At 66.4% G+C, this 23368-nt stretch carries 22 protein-coding genes and 2 tRNA genes; 13 read left to right on the top strand and 11 right to left on the bottom strand.

The annotated features are described in order from the left end of the window. Window positions 1-50: 50 nt before the first annotated feature. The gene (locus BST42_RS23965; RefSeq protein ID WP_083121819.1) at window positions 51-638 is read left to right on the top strand and encodes a TIGR03086 family metal-binding protein; all 588 of its coding nucleotides are present in this window, start codon (window positions 51-53) and stop codon (window positions 636-638) included. Here BST42_RS23965 and hisC read toward each other — a convergent pair. After that, window positions 628-1686 (bottom strand): histidinol-phosphate transaminase, encoded by a 1059-nt coding sequence (gene hisC / locus BST42_RS23960; protein WP_083121818.1) that lies wholly within the window; start codon window positions 1684-1686, stop codon window positions 628-630. The genes BST42_RS23965 and hisC overlap by 11 nt on opposite strands. Window positions 1687-1770: 84 nt before the next feature. Here hisC and BST42_RS23955 point away from each other — a divergent pair. The 3 genes from BST42_RS23955 to BST42_RS23945 all read left to right on the top strand — a co-directional run bounded on the left by BST42_RS23955 (window position 1771) and on the right by BST42_RS23945 (window position 3275). Next, window positions 1771-1859, top strand: a tRNA-Ser gene (locus BST42_RS23955). A 41-nt stretch (window positions 1860-1900) separates the two neighbouring features. After that, a tRNA-Arg gene (locus BST42_RS23950) sits at window positions 1901-1973 on the top strand. A gap of 180 nt (window positions 1974-2153) precedes the next feature. Then, on the top strand, window positions 2154-3275 hold the full coding sequence (locus BST42_RS23945) for a GGDEF domain-containing protein (RefSeq protein WP_083121817.1): 1122 nt from the start codon (window positions 2154-2156) through the stop codon (window positions 3273-3275). 33 nt (window positions 3276-3308) lie between these two features. Here the strand turns inward: BST42_RS23945 and BST42_RS23940 are convergent, their stop codons facing one another. Together BST42_RS23940 and BST42_RS23935 are read right to left on the bottom strand one after the other, a co-directional pair. Further along, on the bottom strand, window positions 3309-4760 hold the full coding sequence (locus BST42_RS23940) for an FAD-dependent oxidoreductase (protein ID WP_083121816.1): 1452 nt from the start codon (window positions 4758-4760) through the stop codon (window positions 3309-3311). After that, window positions 4757-5164, bottom strand: coding sequence for a hypothetical protein (locus BST42_RS23935; protein ID WP_083121815.1), 408 nt, complete (start codon window positions 5162-5164; stop codon window positions 4757-4759). Before BST42_RS23935 ends, BST42_RS23940 begins: the two co-directional genes overlap by 4 nt. Window positions 5165-5254: 90 nt before the next feature. On the opposite strand from BST42_RS23935, the gene BST42_RS23930 reads away from it, so the two are divergent. Then, the gene (locus tag BST42_RS23930; RefSeq protein WP_083121871.1) at window positions 5255-5806 is read left to right on the top strand and encodes a TetR/AcrR family transcriptional regulator; all 552 of its coding nucleotides are present in this window, start codon (window positions 5255-5257) and stop codon (window positions 5804-5806) included. A 68-nt stretch (window positions 5807-5874) separates the two neighbouring features. Then, window positions 5875-6072, top strand: a complete 198-nt coding sequence (locus BST42_RS23925) for a three-helix bundle dimerization domain-containing protein (RefSeq protein WP_083121814.1) — start codon at window positions 5875-5877, stop codon at window positions 6070-6072. Window positions 6073-6082: 10 nt separating this feature from the next. Here BST42_RS23925 and BST42_RS23920 read toward each other — a convergent pair whose 3' ends face one another. The 8 genes from BST42_RS23920 to BST42_RS30365 form a co-directional block, all read right to left on the bottom strand. Further along, window positions 6083-6382, bottom strand: coding sequence for a hypothetical protein (locus tag BST42_RS23920; protein WP_083121813.1), 300 nt, complete (start codon window positions 6380-6382; stop codon window positions 6083-6085). 96 nt (window positions 6383-6478) lie between these two features. After that, window positions 6479-6748 carry a hypothetical protein gene (locus BST42_RS23915; RefSeq protein WP_083121812.1) on the bottom strand — a complete coding sequence of 90 codons (270 nt, stop codon included), beginning with the start codon at window positions 6746-6748 and terminating at the stop codon, window positions 6479-6481. 90 nt (window positions 6749-6838) lie between these two features. Continuing rightward, window positions 6839-7600 (bottom strand): SDR family NAD(P)-dependent oxidoreductase, encoded by a 762-nt coding sequence (locus BST42_RS23910; RefSeq protein ID WP_083121811.1) that lies wholly within the window; start codon window positions 7598-7600, stop codon window positions 6839-6841. Beyond that, window positions 7597-8775 (bottom strand): acyl-CoA dehydrogenase family protein, encoded by a 1179-nt coding sequence (locus BST42_RS23905; protein ID WP_083121810.1) that lies wholly within the window; start codon window positions 8773-8775, stop codon window positions 7597-7599. Before BST42_RS23905 ends, BST42_RS23910 begins: the two co-directional genes overlap by 4 nt. After that, a complete protein-coding gene (locus BST42_RS23900) occupies window positions 8772-9770 on the bottom strand; it encodes a phosphotransferase family protein (RefSeq protein ID WP_110918749.1) in 999 nt (332 codons plus the stop codon). Before BST42_RS23900 ends, BST42_RS23905 begins: the two co-directional genes overlap by 4 nt. A gap of 40 nt (window positions 9771-9810) precedes the next feature. Continuing rightward, window positions 9811-11139, bottom strand: a complete 1329-nt coding sequence (locus BST42_RS23895; RefSeq protein ID WP_237159578.1) for a threonine/serine exporter family protein — start codon at window positions 11137-11139, stop codon at window positions 9811-9813. A 26-nt stretch (window positions 11140-11165) separates the two neighbouring features. Further along, complete coding sequence (locus BST42_RS23890) at window positions 11166-11543, bottom strand: DUF1622 domain-containing protein (RefSeq protein WP_083121869.1); 378 nt, start codon at window positions 11541-11543, stop codon at window positions 11166-11168. Between the two features lie 7 nt (window positions 11544-11550). Continuing rightward, window positions 11551-12021 (bottom strand): DUF4249 domain-containing protein, encoded by a 471-nt coding sequence (locus BST42_RS30365; protein ID WP_110918747.1) that lies wholly within the window; start codon window positions 12019-12021, stop codon window positions 11551-11553. A 160-nt stretch (window positions 12022-12181) separates the two neighbouring features. Here BST42_RS30365 and BST42_RS23880 point away from each other — a divergent pair, with 160 nt between their 5' ends. From BST42_RS23880 to BST42_RS23850, 7 genes are all read left to right on the top strand, one after another. Next, window positions 12182-12886 carry a response regulator transcription factor gene (locus BST42_RS23880; RefSeq protein ID WP_170310615.1) on the top strand — a complete coding sequence of 235 codons (705 nt, stop codon included), beginning with the start codon at window positions 12182-12184 and terminating at the stop codon, window positions 12884-12886. Further along, complete coding sequence (locus BST42_RS23875) at window positions 12864-14366, top strand: sensor histidine kinase (protein WP_083121807.1); 1503 nt, start codon at window positions 12864-12866, stop codon at window positions 14364-14366. The genes BST42_RS23880 and BST42_RS23875 overlap by 23 nt, the downstream gene beginning before the upstream one ends. After that, on the top strand, window positions 14363-16159 hold the full coding sequence (locus BST42_RS23870) for a glycosyltransferase family 39 protein (RefSeq protein WP_083121806.1): 1797 nt from the start codon (window positions 14363-14365) through the stop codon (window positions 16157-16159). Before BST42_RS23875 ends, BST42_RS23870 begins: the two co-directional genes overlap by 4 nt. Window positions 16160-16203: 44 nt before the next feature. Next, complete coding sequence (locus BST42_RS23865) at window positions 16204-17445, top strand: bifunctional glycosyltransferase family 2/GtrA family protein (RefSeq protein WP_110918746.1); 1242 nt, start codon at window positions 16204-16206, stop codon at window positions 17443-17445. Next, the gene (locus BST42_RS23860) at window positions 17445-19355 is read left to right on the top strand and encodes an ArnT family glycosyltransferase (protein WP_083121805.1); all 1911 of its coding nucleotides are present in this window, start codon (window positions 17445-17447) and stop codon (window positions 19353-19355) included. Before BST42_RS23865 ends, BST42_RS23860 begins: the two co-directional genes overlap by 1 nt. A 157-nt stretch (window positions 19356-19512) precedes the next feature. Beyond that, on the top strand, window positions 19513-21417 hold the full coding sequence (locus BST42_RS23855; protein WP_237159576.1) for an alkaline phosphatase family protein: 1905 nt from the start codon (window positions 19513-19515) through the stop codon (window positions 21415-21417). A 28-nt stretch (window positions 21418-21445) separates the two neighbouring features. Beyond that, window positions 21446-23323: an alkyl/aryl-sulfatase gene (locus tag BST42_RS23850; protein WP_083121804.1), complete on the top strand. Its 1878-nt coding sequence runs from the start codon at window positions 21446-21448 to the stop codon at window positions 23321-23323. Window positions 23324-23368 lie beyond the last annotated feature (45 nt).

Below are 23368 nucleotides of genomic sequence, written 5' to 3'. Positions count from 1 at the left end.
GGCACCCCACCGAACACTATTCTGTCGGTCGCTGGTCGTACGGTTGGGGCATGGCTGACGAACTGACCTCAGGACCGGAAGCTCCACCGACCGACGAACTGGCCAGTGCTGAAGCGTCGCTCCAGGTTCTCCAACAAGTGATGCACGGTATTGCTTCCGATGATTTGAACAAGCAGACGCCGTGCCGCGAGTTCGACGTTGCCGGGCTCACCGATCACCTGCTGAATTCGATCACCTTGTTGGGTGGCGCGGCCGGCGCGCAGTTCCCGGATCGCAACCCGGATGACTCCGTCGAGCGTCAGGTGATCGCGGCGGCCCGCCCTGCGGTCGACGCCTGGCGGCGTCGCGGGCTGGACGGCACGGTGCCGTTCGGCGAGAACGAGGCGCCTGCGCGGCTCATGGCCGGCATCCTCTCGGTCGAATTCCTGATCCATGCGTGGGATTACGCGTCGGCGATCGGCCGCCCGATCGATGCCCCGGATTCGCTGACCGAGTATGTGTCGGGCCTGGCGCACCGCATCATCACCCCGGAGGGTCGCGTCAGGGCAGGTTTCGACGACCCTGTCGACGTCGCGGCGCACGCTTCGAAGCTGGACCGGCTGGTTGCCTTCACCGGCCGTACCCCGGTCAGCGGTTAGCGATCCACTTCCGGGCGAACTCGAGGAACGCGTCGTTCTCCTCGGGTGCGCCGATCGTCACCCGGACGCCGTCGGTGCCGTAGGGGCGCACCAGTACGCGGTCGTCGGCGGCCTGCTCGACGAAGTCGGGCGTCTCTTCCGGCGTCAATGGCAGCCACACGAAGTTCGCCTGTGACGGCGGGAAGCTGTAACCGAGCTCGGTGAGCGCGGCGCAGACCCGGCGGCGTTCGGCGACGACGGCGTCGGTCCGGGCAAGCAGTTCGTCAGCGGCATTCACCGAGGCGATCGCCGCGGCCTGCGAGACGGTGGTCGCGGTGAACGGCACGTAGACCTTGCCCAACGCGGTGATGATGTCGGGATCGCCGACGGCGTAACCGATCCGCAGCCCGGCCAGTCCGTATGCTTTCGAAAAAGTCCGCAGCACAACGACATTGGGATGGCTTCGGACCAGCCCGAGGCTGTCCGGCACCATCCCGTCCCGGATGTACTCGACGTAGGCCTCGTCGATGGCGATGAGGATGTCCGACGGCACGGCGGCGACAAACCGGGCGAGCGCCTCGGGGTCGACGACGGTGGAGGTCGGGTTGTTCGGGTTGCAGACGAAGATCAGGCGGGTGCGGTCGGTGATCGCGGCGAGCATGGCATCCAGGTCGAACGCGTAGTCGCGCAGCGGCACCTGGACGGCGGTGGCGCCGGCGACCCGGACCTGCAGCGGATAGATCTCGAAGCTGCGCCAGCCGAAGACCACCTCGTCGCCGACAGAGGCGGTGATCTGGATGAGCTGCTGGCACAGGCTCACCGATCCGCAGCCGACGGCGATGTTCTCGGGGGCGAAGTCGACATGCTTGGCCAGGTGCTCTTTGAGCTCCACGTAGCCGTTGTCGGGGTAGCGGTTGATGGTCTCGGCGGATGCGGCGATCGCCTCGCGCACGCTGGGCAACGGGCCGTGCACGGTCTCATTGCTGGCCAGCTTGATGGCACCCGGCACCGTCTTACCCGGGGTGTAGGCCGGTAGATCGGCCAGTTCAGGGCGCAGGCGGGCGGTCATTTGTCCAAGTCTAAGTGGGCTGTGTACTCTCATCCATCGGCGGTTCGGGGCATCAAGCAGGCTCCGGTACGCTCAGGTAGTTCAGGAGGCGTGCCAGAGCGGCCGAATGGGACTCACTGCTAATGAGTTGTCCCCCTTACAGGGGACCGGAGGTTCAAATCCTCTCGCCTCCGCCGCGGCTGATTCGTCAGCCACGACAACTGAAGACAGAACGGCGCCCGTAGCTCAACGGATAGAGCATCTGACTACGGATCAGAAGGTTAGGGGTTCGAATCCCTTCGGGCGCACTTCGCATGAATGGGGCCGGCGGCCCAACTTTGCGTTCAGCAACGGTGTAATGACTCGCCCGCGGGGTGCCCTTTGTGGCAAATTTGTCACAGTTGGTTCGCGCGGCTAACTTCCAGCGGTTATTGTCGGTTCAAATAGTTTGACGCAGTCCGACATGACAGCTGGACAGGGGCTCGCCTTTGCAGGCCACCTTTGACGACTTTGCCGGGTTCGGTAACCACCTTCGTGAGTGGTGGAGCGAACCGGTCGATTACGCGGCGCAGGTGGAGTACTTCACCAAACGCGCGAAGTCCGGGCCGATCCAAGTGCTCATCGGTATCGGCACGGGGACCAACGGACTGCTGTCCCTGTTCGTCCTGCTTCCCTCGGCACGAACCCCCGGGTCGCAGGTTGTCGTGGCCATGTTCGCTGTGCTGCAGCTTTTTTGGGGTTGGAATTGGTGTTATCGGCCATGGCCGTCGCGCCGTGTTTCGCTCGCTTTCGTCATCTCCGCAGACATCGGGATAGCCGCGGTGGCGGTAGTGGATGCAAGTTGGTTGCTCGGCTTGTTCGCCTTCAATGCCTTCGCGATGATCTCGGTATACCTGATGTTCTTCGACGGTCCGAAACAACTTGCAGCGCACGTGCTCTGGCTTCTTCTGGCGACCACTGCCTTCGCTCTGCGGGTCAGTGATGCCACCCATCTGGACATCTCTGCCTTCACCGTCAAGACGATTGCCGCCGTGGCCCCCGTGGCTTGGACCCCGTTGGGGATTCAGCTCGCGATCTGGTCGCTGCGTAACGACGCGAACGAATCGATCACCGATCCGCTGACCGGTCTGCTCAACCGGCGAGGTCTGCACCTTCACATCGCAGATCTGATCCGGGACGTCGTCGCCGAGGCCACCGACGTGGCGGTGATCGTCGTGGATCTGGACCGTTTCAAGGCGATCAACGACACTTTCGGGCACATCGCCGGTGACGAGGTTCTGGCCCTCTGCGCTGGCCGGATCGTGTCAGCTGCGGGCGGCAGCGCGCTGGTGGCCCGTATCGGCGGTGAGGAGTTCGTTGTCGTCGACCTGGTCGAGTCCGGGCTGGCGAGTGCCTCGGCCGAACACATCCGCAACGCAGTCGCTGCTCCTGCCGACTACTCGATCACCGCAAGTGTCGGCGTCACCAGCGTTGCCTTGGACGTCTTCGCTTCTGCCGGAGATGACCCGGTTGCGGTTCTCGATTCGCTCGTGCAGCGGGCGGACATCGCAATGTTCGACGCCAAGCGAACCGGGGGCAACACCACTGTCCACCTACCCCCGGTCAGCTGACAGCGCAACCGAAACCTGAAGGGCTGGAGGGTTTCAGGGTGCAGTTGCGGCCTGCGCAGGTGCGCACGCTTTCAACACCAGCCGCCAGCCGTGGTCGGCTGACGAGCCCGTCCACGCGATGTAGCCGTCCGGCCGCACCAATACCGCCGGACCGTCGTCGGTCCGTTTGGCCTGCAGCACCCCGGACACCGCGACGGGATCGGCCCCGCGCTCGCGGATCACCACGAACTGCGGTGTGCGCTGCAGTTCGGTCAACGGGCCCTCGGCCAGCGGTATCGGTGTTGCCCGGGTGCCGACCGGTCCTCGGCGGCCATACCGAAGGCCGGTCCCCGCGAAGCTGCCCGCCATCGCGTCGCGCACCACCGGCACCCGAAGAAGCTTGGGCGCCAGCAGATTCCGCATCGACCGCGCGAACCGCGGATACAGCGTCACCGCGCGCGTCATCACTCCGGACTGCAACACCACCCGTCGTCCGATCGGATGGCGCTCGTCCTGATAGCTGTCCAACAAACTGTCGTCGGCGCCCCCGAGCACCGCGGCCAGCTTCCACGCAAGGTTGGCCGCGTCCTGGATGCCGGTGTTCATTCCTTGCCCACCGACCGGGGAGTGCACGTGCGCGGCATCGCCGGCCAGGAACACCCGGCTGTGCCGATACTGTGCGACTTGCCTTTCGTCGCAATGGAATCGGGACTTCCAGCTGATCTCAAGCACCCCCATATCCGCGTTGAAGGCCCGGTTCAGAACCTCGATCACCTCGGTGTTGTCGACGGGTTCGGTGTCGGGCACCTGATGGTCGCGGTCCCACACCATTGCGCGGTACCACGCGCCGTCGGCGTCACCGCGGCCGTACGGTGCGAGGAATCCGAACACCTGCCGGGTGTTGCCCAGCTTGAGCCCGTCGTCGGGACCGTGCGCCAGCTTCACGTCGGCCAGCACAATCGACGACAGCAGCGTCTTGCCGGGGAACTGCGCCCCGACCAGCCGGCGCACCGTGCTGTGCGCGCCGTCCGCCCCGATCACGTATCTGGCACGGAACCGCTGGAGCGGTCCCGCGTCGTCGTTCGTCCGCGCGGTGACGGTCACGCCGGTTTCGTCCTGCACCAGATCCACGACCTCGACACCGCGCCGGATGTCGGCCCCCTGCGTTTCTGCGTAACGGGCAAGTGCGGCATCCACATTGGTCTGCGGCGTGATCAGGACGAATCGATAGGGCGAGTCCAGATGAGTCAGATCGAGACGTGCGTCACCGAAGATCCGTATCTGCGACGCGCGCTGGCCGTGAGCCAGCACGTCCTCGGCCAGTCCGCGTGCATCGAGCACTTCGAGCGTGCGGGCCATCACCGCGAACGCGCGACTCGACGGGTTGACGGTGGCCCAGCGCTCCAGGACCGTCACCGAGCGGCCGGCCCGGGCCAGATCCCCGGCCGCGGTCAGGCCGGTGGGCCCGGCTCCTACGACAAGTACGTCGACGTCATGGTCGGTCATCGCAGCGCTCCTTCCGGATCGGGGTACCAGCGGCGGATGTCGTCGGGGGTGGCCTTGGCTGCCTGATTGAAGACGAACCGGCAGCCCGGTTGGGTCACGTGGGCGGCGTTGACGATGGACTCGAAGAGCAGGGTGTTGCCTGCGACCATGCGCACGCCCGCGCCGATCAGCACCGCGTCGTAATGCTTGGCGTCGAGCCACTGCCGGGCCTTCTCGGCGCCGGCCGCGCCGAAGTCGATCAGGCAGTTGTCGACTTGGTAGCCGGCGGCCCGCAGAGCCGCCAGGTTTTCGTCGTTGGCGGCGCGAAGCTGGTCCTTCGACAGTCCGCGGAACTGTGTGAAGTCCGGGGACGAGTAGTCGATCACGTCGGGATCGAGCCCGATCTGAATGGCAGTGACGGTCATACCAGGTGCCTCCTCAACAGTTGTTGAACTCGACGCTAGAACCGCTGCTTGGAGTTGTCAACAGTTGTTGAATAGACTGCGACGGTGACCGTGAAATCGCGCGACGGCGAAGTGACCCGATCGCGGATCTTGGCCGAAGCCCGCTCCCAGTTCGGCGATCGGGGCTTCGAGCGCACGACCATCCGGTCCATCGCCTCGGCGGCGGGAGTGGATCCGGCCCTGGTCATGCATTACTTCGGCACCAAGGCCCAACTCTTCGCCGCCGCGTCGCGACTCGCGATCACCTTCCCCGACCTTGCCGGCGTCGCCCCCGATCGCGTCGTCGACCTCGTCCTTCCGCTATTCGTCGACGTGTGGGGTCCGGACGGCCCGTTTCTGCCGCTGCTGCGCTCGGCGGCCACCAACGGGGTCGCCGCCGACGCGCTGCTGGGAGTCTTCGTCGACCAGGTGAGTCCCGCGCTGGCCGCCGTGGTGCCAGACCGGCCCGCGGAACGCGCCGCGCTCGTCGGATCGCAGATGCTGGGTCTGGCGGTCGGGCGTTACGTACTTGGACTACCGCCGCTCGTGGCGATGGACGATGCGACGCTCGCCGAGTGGCTGCGGCCGGTAGTGGCGCACTACCTCAGCGACCCGGCACCGTGACGGACGTCAGATTGACGGCGCCGCTCCGATGGCTCAGAGTTAATAGAGTGGGAACCGTAAGTGAAGTTATGTTGATCGAGCAGGTCATCGACCGCCTGGCTGCGACCTATTCCGACGTTCCTCGTGACGACGTAGCGCAGACAGTTGCCAACGCCCACAATCACTTTCAGGACAGCACGATTCGGGAGTTCGTCCCGCTTCTGGTCGAGCGTCGCGCGCGGAAAGAACTCTCGCGCAGCGACTCGCTGCTCGTCTGGTCGTCGTGACCCACCGGGGCTAGACGGCCCCGGCGTTCGCACCCTCGTCGGTGTACTCGGGACCGCTCGGCTGAGGAGCGTTGCCCGTGCCGCCGGCGTCTTGGCCTTCCTTCCAATACAGATCATCGGTCGGAAGCGGCGCAGGCCCGGTACCGCCGGCGTTCTCATTCGCATCCCAGTAATACGGCTCGGTGGGATCCGGCCACAACAGGCCGCTGCCCGAGTCGTCAGCCGCGGCGGTCGCGGCTGCCGAGAGCATGATCGCGGCCATCGTCGCGGTTGCAAGGGCCGCCGACACCAGTCTTTCGCGCACCGTCACGAGATCTCCTCTTCGGTAGGCGTCAATAATCGCCGATGTCGGCAAGAGGTGTCGCAGATACGACGCAAATTCTCGGACGGTCGAACTGCCCGGCCGTCAGGAACGCGAGCAGGCTTCCTGCAGGACCGCCGGCGGGGGCAGATCGGTCACCTCGACCGGTTCGGAACGCAACCGCTGCACGACGTAGCGGACAGCCACCAATTGGACGGCGCCAACCACGATGACGGGCCACAGCACACCAGCTACGACGGACCAGAAACCGCGGGCGGCGTCGCTCGGCGGATCAGATGACTGAAAGTGCGGACTGACCAGCCAGGTGACGACAGCAACGATGACCGCCGACACCGCGTACAGGTTCATCCACATCGCTCGAGCGTCCCAGACCCTTCTTAAAGATGGATGTCGCAATCGTGTGAGAGCCCTGAGAGGCCCCGAATCGCCGCGTGATCGTTATCACTACGTGATGGTCAAGCCACCGTCGACGATAATTGTCTGGCCCGTCACGTATCCACCGGCCGGTGATGCCAGCCACACTGCGGTAGCGGCCAATTCGGCGGGATCACCCATCCTGCCCACCATGACTCGCGGTAGCTGTGTCTCCAGGTAGCCGGGCTGATATTCGTCGGTCATCTCGCTCTGGAAAAACCCGGGAGCCAGGGCATTGACGCGAATTCCCTTGCGCGGCCCCCACTGTTGGGCCAGATCCCGGGTGAGTCCTATTACGGCTGCCTTCGACGCGCTGTACGCGGCCTGCGGCAAACCACCCGTGGTGATGCCAAGAATGCTGGAAATATTGATGATTGAGCTTCCGGGTTGCATGACCCGGCCGCACGCCTGTGCCATCCAGTACGAACCGTTGAGGTTGACGTCGACCACCTTGCGGAACTGTTCGGGCGTCTCGCGGGTGGCCGGCACAGCGGTTCCCACGCCGGCGTTGTTGACCAACACGTCCACTCGGCCAAATACCTTCATCGCCGACTCGACGAGTTGTTCGCACTGATCGGGGTCGACGACATCGGTCTTGCGGGTGTACACCTTGCGGCCGGCCTCCTCGACCAGGGCCGCAGTGCCCGCCATCTGTTCGACTCGTCGAGCCCCCAGCACCAGGTGGGCGCCTGCTTCGGCGAAGGCCTGCGCGAACGACACGCCCAAACCCGACGACGCGCCGGTGACGATGACGACCTTGTCGTCGAGCCGGAACGAATCAAGGATGCTCATGACGGGTTCCTCAGCACCTGGCGGGCGATCGCATACTTATGGACTTCGGTGGGGCCGTCATAGAGCCGGAACGCCCGCATGTCGGAAAAGATTGCACCGACCGGGGTTTCGTCGGAGATGCCCATACCGCCCAGGATTTGCACGCATCGGTCGGCCACCTTGAACAGCTCCTCGGACACGTAAGCCTTGACCATGGAGCTCTCGTGGCGTCCCTTGGCGCCCCCGTCCAGCGTCCAGCAGGCCCACCAGATCGCCAGCCGGCACTGCTGCAGGGCGATCTCGTTGTCGGCCAGCATGAAGCTGACACCCTGGTGTTCGCCGAGCGGCTTGCCGAAACCGGTTCGGGTCCGGGCATGTTCGATAGCGATCGACTGCGCCCGCGATGCCGCGCCCAGCCAACGCATGCAGTGCGTCAAACGTGCTGGCGCCAGGCGCAGTTGGGCGTAGCGCAGTGCCTGGCCCACTTCGCCCAGAACGGTGGCGGCCGGCAGTCGCAGGTCGTTGAACCGCACAACGCCGTGGCCCTCCACGTAATTGCGGTCCATGGTGTCCATCACGCGCTCGAGCTCGATGCCCGGCGTCTGGCCATCGCACAAGAACAGGGTCGGGCCGTCGGGGCCATGCGCATTCGGCGCAACTCGCGCCATGATGATCCACGTCCGCGCTTTGTTGGCTCCGGTGATCAGCCACTTGCGTCCGTTGATCACATAGTCGGTGCCGTCGAAAATAGCTTCGGTGGCAAGCTGATTCGGATCTGATCCGGCGCCGCCGGGTTCGGTCATCGCGAACACCGAGCGCTGGCGGCCGTCGATCACCGGAACCAAGAACTCGTCGGCCTGCTCCTCGGTCGCGATCTTGGACAGCAGGTACATGTTGCCCTCATCGGGCGCCGCGCAGTTCAGCGCGACCGGACCCAGCGTCGACCAGCCGGCCGCCTCGAACAACACCGCCTGCTCGCGGTGCGACGGCTCACGCCCTCCGAAGCGGTGCGGAGCCTGGAACGTCAGCAGGCCGGCGTCGCGGGCCAGCCCCACCAACTCGGTGCGCAGGTCCTCGTTGGGGCCGTGCCGGGTGACGCGTGGATCTCGCTCGTAGGGAACGATTTTCTCGACGACGAACGCGCGGATCTCATCGCGCAGCGCGGCCAGGTCGTCGGGAATCTCGAAATCGATCATCGTTGTCCCTCCATGAGAGCTAGGGCACGCTCGAACAAGCGCACGGTCGCGATGTGTAGATGGTCGCCGACTTCCTTGGGTGCCAGCCCTGCGGCGGCACGGGCATTCGATCCCTCGAGGATGATGCCGAGCTTGAAACACGCGAGCACGGTGTACCAGTCGATGTTGGACAGGTCGCGGGTGGTGTTCTGTGCGTACCGCTCGATCAGCTCATCGGGGGTGGCCAGACCGCCGGCGCCCATCAGAGCGTTGCCCAGCACCGAATCACGGCCGGGCGCATACCAGGTGGCCAGCATCCAGGCCAGATCCAGCAGCGGATCGCCGATGGTGCACATCTCCCAGTCGACGATGGCCACCACCTCGGGGCCGGTCGGCGAGAACATAACGTTGGCCGCGTGGTAGTCGCCGTGCATGATGCCCGGCTGCCAGTCGGTGGGCTGCTTCTGCTGCAGCCAGGAGGCGACGGCGTCGACATCGCCGATATCGGGTCCCGGATAGTTGTCGAACCCGCTGTAGGACTCGAGCTCGGAAAGCCACCGCGGCACTTGACGTTCCAGGAATCCGTCCGGCTTACCGAAGTCGGACAGACCGACCGCGACGTGGTCGACGGCACCGAGCTTGGCGGCCGCCTCGGCCATCGACAGTCCCATCCCGTGCCGGATGCCGGCATCACCGGCGTGCAGTGGCGGCAGCATCGAGCCGGCGTTGAAGCCGTCAACGGGCTCCATCAGATAGAACACCGCATCGCCGAGCACGGCGGTGTCGTCGCACACCGCGATCATTCGCGGGTGGGGGACATCGGTAGCGGCCAGCGCGTGCAGCACCCGGGTCTCGCGCAGGATCACCTTGTTGCTCACCGGGCGGAGGTGGCGGGGTCCCCGGCGGAACACGTACTCGCGACCCGAACGGGTGAAACGGAGCATGACGTTCTGGGTGCCGCCGGTGATTTCGGAGACGTTGTCAAGCGGGCCGTCACCGAGGCCCTGTTCCGACATCCATGCGCTGACCGCGCTCAGCTCATCCACCCAGGTGAACCTACCGTACGGTTGGTTGAGCCAATCCCTTCGGCCAGGGCAACCGGGCATCGATGGTGCGGAACACGCTCCAGCCGATCACGGTGCCCAGCGCGATGGACAGGATCGCCGCTCCGGTCACGCCCAGGCTGGCCACGCCGATGTTGCCGCCGGTGGCGGCCTGACTCACAGACTCGAAGCTCAGCGCGCCGGGGACCAGCGCCCAGAACGCCGCAAGCATCATCACGATCGCCGGGGGTGAGGTCTTGATCCGGGATGCCAGCATCGCGAACGGCACCGTCAGGAACGCACCGATGAAGCCGGAATACGCTGCCGCCACGAACTTTCCGGCGATCGCCTGGCCCACCAGCGCGACCGCGATCGCGGCCATCAACCACATCAGCGAACCCTTTGGCGCGGACAGGTAGACGTACAGCCCGAACCCAACCACGATGATCGCCACATACAGCGCCCACGGCCCCATCTGGGTCGACGGTGTCTGCGGAAGCACCTCCCCGGCGACATGTACACCCAACGCGACGCCGAACACCAGAAGCGCCAACTGAGCGATGCCGTAGACCAGCCGACTGGTGCCGCCGATCAGCTGGTTGCTGGCCAACTCCATCGCACCGATCGTCAGCGACATGCCGGGCAACATCGCCACCAGGGCCGGCGCGATCACCCGCAACAGACCGTCATTGGCGGTATCGGCCACGAACCACGTCGCCAGCATCGTCACGATCATCGCGGCCAGCGTGGGCAGCACCGGGCTCAGCGACGGGAACGGGCGTCCGAGTAGGGCGATCGCGCCGACCACCAAGCCGAGGAACACGTAACCCGGCAGCGAGGCCCAAGTCGGATTGATGACCATGCCGAAACCGACTGTGGTGACGGCATATCCGAGGGTTGTGGCGATCGGGCCGAATCGCGGGCGCAGGGCGCGCGCCCGCTTCGTCGACTCGACCGCGTCGGCGGGTGTGATCGCGCCGACGGACGCCAGACTGGCGATGTCGTCGATGCGGCCGGCCATGTTCAGCTGCACCGAGTAGGTGGTGGAGGTGTCCACCTCGTAGGCGACGGTGCCCACCTGGATCATCAGCACGGTGGGGAGTACGACGATGCGCACCGGCGCGGTGGTGTACTGCGCGGCGATTTCCAGCAGCCGGGCATACACCAGCTGAGTGGGCTGCTCCACTTCGAGCAGGGCGATGCCGATCTCCCGCAGCATCGCCGCCACTTCCACCTGGTCGTGCGAGTCCGGTGGACCCAGCGGCTCCGGGGGAATCTTGCGGATCGCGTCGAAGATCCGTGTGCGCCGAGCCCGTCGCCTGTCGTCCATACCCGCATCCATACCCGCATCCTTGCGAACTGTTGGCGTCAGGTCGTGGCGGACTGCCCGGCAGGGTCCGTGGCGGCCTGCGGCTGGCGGTTCTTCTGCCACGGCCAGTAGCCGGTGATCTCCAACTCCAGCGAGAAACTCAGGAACGTCCGGATCAGGACAATGCCCGCCAGCACCGCCACACTGCGGGCATCCGGTGTGACTGCGACGGTTCTGATGATGTCCGCGGCGACCAGAAGCTCCAGGCCCAGCAGGATCGATCGCCCGAGCTGCTGGCGGAACGCCCGGTAGGCGTCCCCGGTCCGCAACCGGCGCAGCACTCCCGTGGCCGAGAGCAGCGCGCCGATCGCGATCACGGCGACCCCCGTCGCGTCGATCGCCTTGCCCACCGTCTCGATGACCTCGAAAAAGTTCACCGCCAAATTATCTGGCGGGCATCACCATCGTCGCTGTAGCCGCGCCGTCCTGTTCTGTCGCGCGCACCGACACCTGCGTGCCGGTCTGCAGCGGCTGTGATGGCTTACGGGTGTCGGTGTTCAGCACATAGGTCTGGCTGAAGCCGTCCTGGCTGCGGACCGTCACCGAGCTGTCGGACGCGGCGGTGACGTCGCCGGTCTGGGTGAGTTCGGTGCTGAAGCCGCCTTTGCCGTCGGAGACGACGCTCTCGCCGTGCAGCGACCGCTGGAACCCGCCGGGACCGCCCGGGCCGCCGCCACCCCAACCGGGTGGGCCGCCCGCGTGGCCGTCGCCGCTGCCTGCGGTGGCGTAGATGACCACGCCACCGACCACGGCGAGTGCGGCGGCGATACCCACCGCAGCCGCCGTCGTGCGGTTCGACCAGGTCTTGGGGTGCTCGGCGGGCGCACCCCACACCGGCTGCTGTTCGACACTCATGACCCCACGGTGGGCAGCCAAGCTGTGTGTCCGCTGTGTGCGCGATCAGCCCGTTCTGTGGATCAGGTTTCACAGCGGGGGCATAGGAACGCCATAGGAACCACCCATCGCCGCTCTCATACTGGAGAACATGACCTCTTCAGCGGCGGAACGTGTCGTGATGCGCCGAGCCGACGGAAACCCCATCACCGTCCTGGTGGTGGACGACGAGACGGTGCTGGCCGAGATGGTGTCGATGGCACTGCGCTACGAGGGTTGGACCATCGCCACCGCCGCCGACGGTGCGTCGGCGATCACCGCGGCCCGTAGCGCGCGACCCGACGCCGTGGTGCTCGACATCATGCTGCCCGACATGAGCGGACTGGATGTATTGCGCAAGCTGCGCGAACAGAACCCCCAGCTGCCGGTACTGCTGTTGACCGCGAAAGACGCGTTGGAGGATCGCATCGCCGGGCTGACGGCGGGCGGTGACGACTACGTCACCAAGCCGTTCTCCATCGAAGAGGTCGTGCTGCGGCTGCGGGCCCTGCTGCGCCGTACCGGCGTGACCACCGAGGACAGCGGTGCGCAGATCGTGGTGGGCGACCTGGTGCTCGACGAGGACAGCCACGAGGTGACCCGAGGCGGTGAACCGGTCTCGCTGACATCCACCGAGTTCGAGCTGCTTCGCTTCCTGATGCGCAACCCCAAGCGGGTGTTGTCGAAAGCCCAGATTCTGGACCGGGTGTGGAGCTATGACTTCGGGGGTCGGTCCAACATCGTCGAGCTGTACATCTCATACCTGCGTAAGAAGATCGACAGCGGCCGCGATCCGATGATCCACACGTTGCGCGGCGCGGGCTATGTTCTCAAACCTGCGAGCTAACACCAGGTCTCTGAGCGCACGGCTGCTGATCGGTCAGCTGTGTCTGCTGCTGGTCGTCTGCTTCGGTATCGGGGCGGTGACAATCCTTGCGCTGCACCAGTATTTGATCGGCGAGGTCGACAACCAGCTGCGCGAGACCGCCCACCGGTCGGCCATCATCTACGGCGAACCGCTACCGCCACCGCTACCGCCCGCGTTGCGCGACAACCGGCCACCGTGGCCGCGGCCCGGGCCGGGGCCGCAGTTCCTGGACGCTCCCGGACAGCCGATCGGAATGGTCGCGGCCGTGATCACCGATGGCACCGCCAGCGACGCGGGTCTGCTCGGTCCGGGCGGCGTGCGCGCGCCGGTACCGTCCGGCGCGACAGCCGAACTCACCCGGAACGCTGAGCAACGCCGCCCAGTCACGCGCAACCTCGACGGCCTCGGCGACTACCGGGTGGTCGCGGTTCGCAGCAGGCTGACCGGTGAGACGCTGGTGATCGGGCTGAGTCTGGTCAATCTCAACGCGACGTTGTTGCGAGTCGCGCTGACCTTCGCGGTGGTGACGGTGGCGGCGCTGGTGGTGGCCACGACTGTCGGCATCGTGATCAACCGTCGTGCGCTGGCGCCGCTCACGCGGGTCGTGGCCACCGCGGGTGAGGTGGCGAACCTGCCGCTGGACCGTGGCGAGGTGGAACTGCCCGTGCGCGTCTCGGACACCGATGCGAATCCTTATACCGAGGTGGGCCGGCTGGGGCTGGCGCTGAATCGGATGCTCGACCACATCTCGACCGCGCTGTCGACGCGACAGGCCAGCGAGAGCCGGGTGCGCCAGTTTGTCGCGGATGCCAGCCACGAGCTGCGCACCCCCCTGGCAGCCATCCGCGGCTACACCGAACTGGCACAACGTAAACGGGATCAGGTGCCCGACGACGTGGCGCACGCGATGGGCCGGGTGGAGTCGGAGGCCGAACGCATGACCCACCTCGTCGAGGACTTGCTGTTGCTGGCTCGGTTGGACTCCGGGCGCCCACTGGAACGACAGCCGGTCGACCTGTCCCGGCTGTCGGCCGACGTCGCCAGCGATGCGCACATCGCCGGACCCGACCACGAATGGAACCTCGACGTCCCGTCGGATCCGCTGTATGTCATCGGCGACGACGCCCGATTGCACCAGGTCGTGGCCAACCTTCTGGCCAACGCCCGCACTCACACCCCACCCGGGACGACGGTGACGTTGTCACTGCACGCGGAGCCCGACGCCGCAGTGCTCCGGGTGGTCGACGACGGGCCCGGCATCCCGGCGGAACTGCAGTCCGAGGTGTTCGAACGATTCGCGCGCGGGGACACGTCGCGATCCCGCAAGGGCGGGTCCACCGGCCTCGGCCTGGCGATCGCCTCGGCCGTGGTGCGTGCTCACGGCGGCGTCATCGAGCTGGCCAGCGTGCCGGGCCTGACCGAATTCACGGTGCGGTTGCCCCGATCGGCCCAATCATGATCCGCAGCAAGGACTATGGCGCTCTCGCGGTTCTGCTTGCCGTCACGGCTGTGCTGTACATGTGGAACCTGGGCGCCAGCGGCTGGGCGAATCCGTTCTATTCGGCGGCGGCGCAGGCCGGTGCGGAGAACTGGACGGCATGGCTGTTCGGGTCCAGCGACGCAGGCAACGCGATCACCGTCGACAAGACGCCCGCCGCACTGTGGGTGACCGGCCTTTCGGCGCGCATGTTCGGGGTCAATCCCTGGAGCATCCTGGTGCCGCAGGCGCTGTTCGGCATCGCGGCGGTGGCGGTGCTGTATGCGGCGGTCCGCCGCGTCAGCGGACCCCTGCCCGGACTCTTGGCCGGCGCGGTGCTGGCGCTCACGCCGGCCGCGGCGCTGATGTTCCGGTTCAACAATCCCGATGCGCTGCTGGTTCTTTCGCTGGTCGTGGCCGCTTACGCCACGCTGCGGGCACTGGACGGCGACGCCGCGTGGTGGTGGATGCCGCTGGCGGGAGTGGCGGTCGGGGTCGGCTTCCTCGCCAAGATGATGCAGGCCTTTTTGGTGCTGCCCGCACTCGGCGCGGTCTATCTGGTCGCTGCCGCGGTGCCGCTGCGGACACGCCTCGTGCGCCTGGCGGCCGCGGTGGCCGCCCTGGTGGCGTCCGGTGGCTGGTATCTGCTATTGGTCGCCGTTTGGCCTGCGACTGCGCGGCCGTATATCGGTGGTTCACAGCATAATTCGATCCTCGAGTTGGCCTTGGGCTACAACGGTCTCGGGCGGATCACCGGCGAGGAAGTCGGCGGCCTCGGCAACATGAACTCCGATGTCGGGTGGGCGCGACTGTTCGGTGCGGAGATGGGCACCCATATCGCCTGGCTGATGCCGGCCGCGGTCATCGCGATCGTCGCGGGGCTGGTGATCACCCGCCACGCACCCTGCACCGACCTCACTCGGGCTGCGCTGCTGCTGTGGGCCGGCTGGCTGCTCGTCACCGCGGTGGTGTTCAGCTTTGCCAACGGCATCCTGCACCCGTACTACACCGTGGCGCTGGCCCCCGCGATCGGTGGCGGCCTGGCTGTCGGCACTGCGCTGCTGTGGCGGCAGCGCACCGATATTCGCGCGGCGACCACGCTCTCCGGGATCGTTGTCATCACCGGTGTGCTGGCTTACCTTCTGCTACAGCGCGATTCGGAGTGGTTGTCGTGGCTTCGGGTGGTCGTCGTGGTGACCGCCATCGGTTGTGCCCTTCTGTTGCTGGTGGTGTCGCGCCTGCCGCGCCGGGTCGGCATGGCGGTGGGGATATTGGCCGTGGTCGCCGTGCTGGCCGGACCGGTTGCGTTCTCGTTGGCCACCGTCGCCGCACCGCACAGCGGTGCCATCCCGTCGGTGGGCCCATCGAGCGGGCGGGGCGGACCGCCGGGCGGCATGTTCGACGCACCTCGGCCGGGCGCTGCGCTGACGGCATCCCTACGCCAGGACGCCGGCCAATTCACCTGGGCGGGCGCCGTGGTCGGTTCGAGCAACGCCGCCGGTTACCAGCTCGCGACCGGATTGCCGGTGATGGCCGTCGGCGGCTTCAACGGCACCGACCCCGCTCCTACCCTCGACCAATTTCAGGCCTACGTCACCCAGCGCCGCATCCACTGGTTCATCCGCAGCGACATGCCCGGATTCATGTTCGGCAACCGGTCGGGCAGTGATGCCGCCGAGCAGATTCAGCGTTGGGTGAGCGCGAATTTCGCGTCTCGCGAGGTCGACGGCGTAACCGTGTACGACCTGTCCCGCGGATTCACAGCCGCCGCATAGCAAAGACAAATTGGGCCCTCACCGCCACGGCCGACGATAAACGCATGACCATCACCGACATCCCCGTGGCACGCCGACGCAACGCCGCACTGACCGCCGCCGACCGCGGTGTGCCCGTGCTCGATGTCGTCGTCCCGGTGTACAACGAGCAGGCCGTGCTGGCCGACTCGATTCACCGGTTGCACCGCCACCTGCGCGAGGACTTCCCGTTCTCGTTCCGCATCACGATCGCCGACAACGCCAGCATCGACGACACCCCCGCGGTGGCCGCGCGTCTGGCTGACGAATTGCCGGAGGTTCGCATGGTGCGCCTCGAGCAGAAGGGCCGGGGGCGGGCGTTGCACGCGGTGTGGTCGGCCTCGGATGCGCCGGTGCTCGCCTACATGGACGTCGACCTGTCGACCGATCTGGCGGCACTGGCACCGCTGGTGGCACCGCTGGTGTCGGGCCATTCCGATCTGGCGATCGGCACACGGCTGGGTCGCGGCTCCCGCGTGGTGCGCGGCGCCAAGCGCGAGGTCATCTCGCGCTGCTACAACCTGATCCTGCGTTCGACGCTGGCCGCCAAGTTCAGTGACGCCCAGTGCGGTTTCAAGGCGATCCGCGCCGATGTCGCGGCCGAGCTGTTGCCCTACGTCGAGGACACCGGCTGGTTCTTCGACACCGAACTCCTGGTGCTGGCCGAGCGCAGCGGCCTGCGTATCCATGAAGTTCCCGTCGACTGGATCGACGACCCCGACAGCCGGGTCGACATCGTGGCCACCGCGGTCGCCGACCTGAAAGGAATCGCACGCTTGCTCAAGGGATTCGGCACCGGACAGATCCCGGTCAAGGCGATCGGTGCGCAATTCGGTAACCAGGCCGGGGCGCCGAAATCCCTGTTGAACCAAGGCGTGCGGTTCGCGGCGATCGGCATCGCGTCCACGCTGGCCTACCTGCTGTTGTTCCTGCTGCTGCGCCCGATCGGCGCCCAGGGCGCCAACCTGGTGGCGCTTCTGCTGACGGCGATCGTCAACACCGCAGCCAACCGACGGTTCACCTTCGGGGTCCGCGGCCGAGGCGGTGTGGCACGCCATCAGTTCGAGGGCTTCGTGGTCTTCGGTATCGGGCTGGGCCTGACCAGCGGTGCCCTGGCGCTGCTGCACATGCTGGGCGAACCGCACCGCGCGGTCGAACTCTTGGTGCTCATCGCGGCCAACCTGATGGCCACCATCGTTCGCTTCGTGCTGTTGCGCGGCTGGGTGTTTCACCCCCGGCGCACCGGCCAGATTGTTGGAGGAAAGTAATGACCATGCTCGCTGAGTACACCGAGAGGCCGACGGACATCGCGCCGCAGGCCCAACCGCGCTCGCCGCGGCCGCGTTGGGTGAGCCCGGCGCTGGGACTACTCCTCGCGGTCACCGCCGTGCTCTATCTGTGGGGACTGGACGCCGCCGGGTGGGCCAACGAGTACTACGCGGCGGCGGTGCAGGCCGGCACCCAGAGCTGGAAGGCCTTGCTGTTCGGCTCGATCGACGCCGGCAACGCGATCACGGTGGACAAGCCACCTGCCGCGCAGTGGGTGATGGCGTTGTCCGGGCGGATCTTCGGATTCGGCACGCTGTCGATGCTGGTGCCGCAGGCCTTGATGGGTGTGGCGTCCGTGGCGCTGGTCTACAGCACGGTACGTCGGATCAGCGGCTACGGCGCCGGTCTGCTCGCGGGTGCGGTGCTGGCGCTGACCCCGGTGGCGGCGTTGATGTTCCGGTTCAACAACCCCGACGCTCTTCTCGTTCTGTTGATGGTGGTGGCCGCGTACTGCGTGATCCGCGCGCTGGAGGCCAACCCCACCCGCTGGATCGCCCTGGCCGGCGTGGCCATCGGGTTCGCGTTCCTGGCCAAGCTCCTGCAGGCCCTGCTGGTCACCCCGGCGCTCGCGCTGGTGGTATTGGTCGCAGTCCCGGGAAGTGTCTGGCTGCGGTTGCGTCTTCTGGCGACCGGTTTGGTCGCCATGGTGGTGTCCGCCGGGTGGTACCTGGCTCTGGTCAGCTTGTGGCCCAGTGATTCTCGGCCCTATATCGGCGGATCCACCGACAACAGCCTGCTACAGCTGGCGCTGGGTTACAACGGTCTGGGCCGGGTGTTCGGCGGCGACGGGAATCCGGGCGGCAGCTCGACGTCCGAGGGGGGCCCCGGACCGATGGGCGGCGCGATGTTCGGCGGGTCCACCGGCATCACCCGGATGTTCGGGGAGTCGATGGGCACCGAGATCTCCTGGCTGTTGCCCGCCGCGCTGATCGCCTTGGTTGCCGGGCTGTGGTTCACCAGGCGCGCGCCGCGTACCGACCGAACCCGCGCTTCGCTGTTGCTGTGGGGCGGCTGGCTGGTGGTCACAGTCGTGGTGTTCAGCTTCATGAAGGGGATCATGCATCCCTATTACACGATCGCTCTGGCGCCGGCGATCGGCGCAGTGATCGGCATCGGTGTGCGAGAACTCTGGCGTGGCAGGCAGTTTGTCGCGTCACGCGTGGTCCTCTCGGCGATGCTTGTGGTGACCGGGGTGTGGAACTTCCTCTTGCTCGACCGCACACCCGAGTGGCTCCCCTGGCTGCGGTGGGTGGTTCTGGCAGGCTCGATCCTGGTGTCCGCGGTCCTGCTGGCGGGGGGCCACCGCCTCGGCCGCTGGACGGTCGCGGTCGCCGCGGCAGGCTTGCTGTTCGGGTTGGTCGCCACCGCCGCATACACCGTCGAGACGGTCGCCGGTAATCACGGGGGCGGTATCCCGACGTCAGGCCCAGCACGATCGAACATGGGGTTCGGCTTCGGCGGTCCCGGCGGTCCGGGTGGACAGGGCGTCCAGGCCTCGGAGAACGCTGAACTCAAGGTGTTGCTGACCCAGGCTGACAACCGTTGGGCCGCAGCAACTGTCGGCTCACATACGGCCGGCAGCCTTGAGCTGGCCACTGGCACGTCGATCATGTCGATCGGCGGGTTCAGCGGCGGCGACAACTCACCGACACTGGAACAGTTCCAGACCTACGTCGCGACGGGGCAGGTCCATTACTTCATCGCGGGCAACGGTCCCGGTGGCGGCCATCGCGGAGGGCCCGGTGGTGACTCCGGCCCCGGCACCCAGATCACCGAGTGGGTGCAGCAGCACTTCACCGCACAAGATGTGGGTGGCACCGAGGTGTACGACCTGAGCGCCCCGAAGTAACCCGTCAATTACGGTCCGCGCAGGGCCCGTACTTCGTACGATCTGGTCTATCGGGTCGGCGGGAGTACGGGTCATGCGCAATGCAGCACATATCGGCAGGGTCGGGGCGCTCGCGGTAGCCCTGGGGATCGGTTCCTGGTTGGCAAGTACGCCCTGTGTGGCGGACGCCCAGCCATCGAACACCTCGACCGCCTCGGGTAGCACGGCATCGGCCGCCAAGCCGAAACCCGCGGCAGTGGGCAAGACGCACCGGGTGACGCCCAGTTTGGCTGCCGGCCCGGGGTCTGCCAAAGTGGCCAAACCAGCGCAACTTTCGGCTCCGGTCGGCCATCCTCCCACCGCGCACTCGATTGCCACCGCGTTGCATTCTCTGGTCGGCGACGGCACGCCGCCTTCTCCGGCGGCAGTCTCATCGATGCTGGCCTACGCAGGCAATGAGCTGCGTCGCATCACCGGTATCGGCAAGGCGGGCGTGGTCACGACCACAGCTGTTCCGGCAACCGGGCCCAATCTGCTGACGAACCCGGGCGCCGAGCTCGGCGATCCGGCCGGGTACGGCAACAGCACCGTCAGTGTGCCGGGGTGGACGGCAACCGGCACCCCGACCGTGGTTCAGTACGGCGAACTACGCAACGCGTGGCCGGTGGGGCTGAGCTTCGCATGGCCGAACCTCCCCGCCATCGTCTCGTTCCCGGGCGTCAACGCGGCGCCTCCCGGAGGCGGCGCCCAGTTCTTCGGTGGCGGAGACGTGGCCACGTCCAAGCTTTCCCAGACCGTGGACCTCAGTGCCTCCAGTGCGGAGATCGACAGCGGCACAGTACCGTTCAACCTCAACGGTTACCTGGGCGGCTATCTACTGGATCCGTCCTTCGCCAGTGTGAAAGTCACCTTCCTCGACCAGAATCAGCTCTACCTCGGAAGTTCGACGATCGGGCCGGTCTCCAACCTGGATCGGTGGGGGCAGACCGGGTTCCGGCAACGCACCGCCATCGGAACCGTCCCGGTCGGCACCCGCAGCGCCGTCGTCACCTTGACCATGCACGACCTGAATCCGGTGGTGATCGGTTTCACGGCCCGGTACAACAACGCGTACGCCGACAACCTGTCCTTCAGCATCGGCACCGCGCAACCCGCACCACCAGCGCCGGCGCCGCCGGTGTCCGATGTCCAGCCGCTCGACCATGTCTTCCTGGTCTACATGGAGAACAAGGGCTACAACGACATCGTCGGAAGCCCCAACGCGCCGTTCCTCAACAGCTTGATCAACGGCTACGGGCTCGCCAACAACTACTACGCGGTGACCCACCCCAGCCTGCCGAACTACTACGCGATCGTCGGCGGCCAGGTCTACGGCAAGACCTACAACTGCAAGTCGGTGTGCATCACCGATCCGAACAACCTCGCCGTCAACCTGGACACCCACAGCAAGACGTGGGCTGCCTACGCCCAAGGCATGACGCCAGGCCAGCCGTTGGTCAATACCGCGAACTACTCGACCGACCAGACGCCCTGGCCGGCATTCGCCGGCATCGGTGACAACCAGTCCTATGCGGCAGCGCACATGTTCCCGCTGACCCAGATGGCGACCGACCTCCAATCAGACGCGACCACACCTGATTTCGTGTGGTTCGCCGCCGACGAGGACTCCAACGGTGAAGGCCCGGTCAGCTCCTTGGCCGGAGTCGCGCACTTCGCGTTCTCGCAGATCGATCCGCGCCACCAGTACAACGTCCCCGCGCTCGACCAGTTCTTGGCGGACAACGTGCCGACGATCATGAACTCGGAGGTCTGGAACACCACCAAGTCGGTGCTGATCGTCACGTTCGACGAGGACAACAACAACATCACGCTGGGCTTCGGCAACGAGGGCAACCATGTCGTCACGGTGGTGATCCCCTCGCCGATGGCGGTGAGCGCGGGCGGCATGAAAGGCGGCGCCTTCGTCGTCACCGACCACTACGACCACTACAGCACGCTGCGCACCATCGAGGACGCGCTCGGGTTGCCGCCGATGACCAACAACGACAAGTATGCCCAACCTCTCAACGGATTCTGGACCTGACGAGGTCGTCCTAGGCGAGGATTACGGTATGACACCCAAGCCGCCTTCCGCCGTCATCGAGGCCGCCCATGCCGAGCACCTGGAGTCCCTGCCGTTCGAGGACACCTCGGACTTCGACGCCGCCGACCGCGGCTTCATCGCCGCCCTGAGTCCGTGCGTGGTCAAAGCCGCCGACGGACGGGTGGTGTGGGACAACGACGCGTACGGATTCCTCGACGGAGATGCGCCGGCATCGGTCCACCCGAGTCTGTGGCGACAGTCCATCCTGGCGGCCAAACAGGGCCTCTACGAGGTGGTCGAGGGCATCTACCAGGTTCGCGGACTGGATCTGTCCAACATCAGCTTCATCGAGGGTGACACAGGCATCGTGGTGATCGATCCGCTTGTCTCCACCGAGACGGCCGCGGCCGCGTTGGCGCTCTACCGCGCGCACCGTGGTGACCGGCCCGTGGTCGCGGTCATTTATACGCACTCCCACGTCGACCACTTCGGCGGAGTCCTCGGCGTGACCACCCAGGCCGACGTCGATGCGGGCAAGGTTGCGGTGCTGGCCCCGGAGGGGTTCACCGAGCACGCCGTCCAGGAGAACGTCTATGCCGGGACGGCGATGGCCCGTCGTGCCGGCTACATGTACGGCGCCGTCCTCGAACGTGGCCCGCAAGGGCAGGTCGGCTGCGGGTTGGGCCAGACCCCGTCGACCGGCGAGGTGGCGATCATCGTGCCGACCATCGACATCACCACCACCGGTGAGAAACACACCATCGACGGCGTCGAGATCGAATTCCAGATGGCCCCGGGCACCGAGGCGCCCGCCGAGATGCACTTCTACTTCCCGAAGTTCCGCGCGTTGTGCATGGCGGAGAACGCGACGCACAATCTGCACAACCTGTTGACGTTGCGCGGGGCACTGGTCCGTGACCCGCACGGATGGTCCGGGTATCTGACCGAGGCCATCGAGACGTTCGCCGACCGCACCGACGTGGTGTTCGCCTCGCATCACTGGCCGACGTGGGGGCAGGACAATATCGTCGAATTCCTTTCCCTCCAGCGCGATCTCTATGCCTACCTGCACGACCAGACGCTAAGGCAGCTCAATCAGGGCTACACCGGCATCGAGATCGCGGAAGGCTTCCAGATGCCGCCCGCGCTGCACAAGGCGTGGCATGCGCACGGCTACTACGGATCGGTCAGCCACAACGTCAAAGCCGTCTACCAGCGCTACATGGGCTGGTTCGACGGCAACCCGGCGCGGTTGTGGGCGCACCCGCCGGAAGCGATCGGGCCGCGCTACGTCGAGGCGATGGGTGGTGCCGACCGGGTGGTCGAGCTGGCCCGCACGGCTGCGGAATCCGGTGACTACCGTTGGGCGGCAACGCTACTCGATCACGTCATCTTCACTGACGAACAGCATGCGGGTGCCAGGGAGTTGTATGCCGACACACTCGAACAGATGGCGTACGGCGCCGAGTGTGCGACGTGGCGCAACTTCTTCCTGTCCGGTGCCACCGAGCTGCGCGACGGCAACTTCGGCACGCCCACCCAGGTGTCGCCGACGACGCTACTGGCCCAGCTCACCCCGGAGCAGATGTTCGACGTGCTGGCGATCAGCGTCAACGGGCCGCGGTCGTGGGATCTGGACATCGCGCTCGATGTGACGTTCGCCGACCTCGACGCCAACTACCGGCTCACCCTGCGCAACGGTGTGCTGGTCTACCGGCAGTGCCCGGCAGACGAGTCGACGGCGACCGCCACCATCCGGATGGCCACCAAACTGCGGCTACTGGCCGCCGCGGCAGGCGATTTCACGTCACCGGGTCTGGAGACCACCGGCGATCCGCAAGCGCTGCAGACCTTTCTCGGTGCGCTGGATCAGCCGGACCCGAGCTTCAACATCATCACGCCCTAGACATTTCTCCCGCGAGCAGACACAAACTCCCCATTTTCACCGGCG

It is taken from the genome of Mycolicibacterium rhodesiae, assembly GCF_002086695.1.
GTDB classification, from domain to species: domain Bacteria; phylum Actinomycetota; class Actinomycetes; order Mycobacteriales; family Mycobacteriaceae; genus Mycobacterium; species Mycobacterium rhodesiae.
The sequence above is the reverse complement of the archived record's forward strand: the minus strand, read 5'-3'. Positions and strand labels throughout refer to the sequence as shown.